Origin of the sequence: Escherichia sp. MOD1-EC5990, assembly GCF_002965285.1 — a bacterium.
Classification (GTDB): domain Bacteria; phylum Pseudomonadota; class Gammaproteobacteria; order Enterobacterales; family Enterobacteriaceae; genus Escherichia; species Escherichia coli_F.
Genome location: NZ_PTRV01000078.1, coordinates 1 through 521, shown reverse-complemented (window position 1 = coordinate 521; position 521 = coordinate 1). Strand labels below are relative to the sequence as shown.

The 521-nt window shown below is 42.0% G+C and carries 1 pseudogene; it reads left to right on the top strand.

The features are described 5' to 3' along the window. Window positions 1-521, top strand: a pseudogene (locus BEB42_RS25945) (ISAs1-like element ISEc1 family transposase); the annotation flags it as partial.

Sequence of the window (521 nt, the reverse complement as noted above, 5' to 3'; positions counted from 1 at the left end):
TATTCGCTGTAAAAGGAAACCAGGGGCGGCTAAATAAAGCCTTCGAGGAAAAATTTCCGCTGAAAGAATTAAATAATCCAGAGCATGACAGTTACGCAATGAGTGAAAAGAGTCACGGCAGAGAAGAAATCCGTCTTCATATTGTTTGCGATGTCCCTGATGAACTTATTGATTTCACGTTTGAATGGAAAGGTCTGAAGAAATTATGCGTGGCAGTCTCCTTTCGGTCAATAATAGCAGAACAAAAGAAAGAGCCAGAAATGACGGTCAGATATTATATCAGTTCTGCTGATTTAACCGCAGAGAAGTTCGCCACAGCAATCCGAAACCACTGGCACGTGGAGAATAAGCTGCACTGGCGTCTGGACGTGGTAATGAATGAAGACGACTGCAAAATAAGAAGAGGAAATGCAGCAGAATTATTTTCAGGGATACGGCACATCGCTATTAATATTTTGACGAATGATAAGGTATTCAAGGCAGGGTTAAGACGTAAGATGCGAAAAGCAGCCATGGACAGA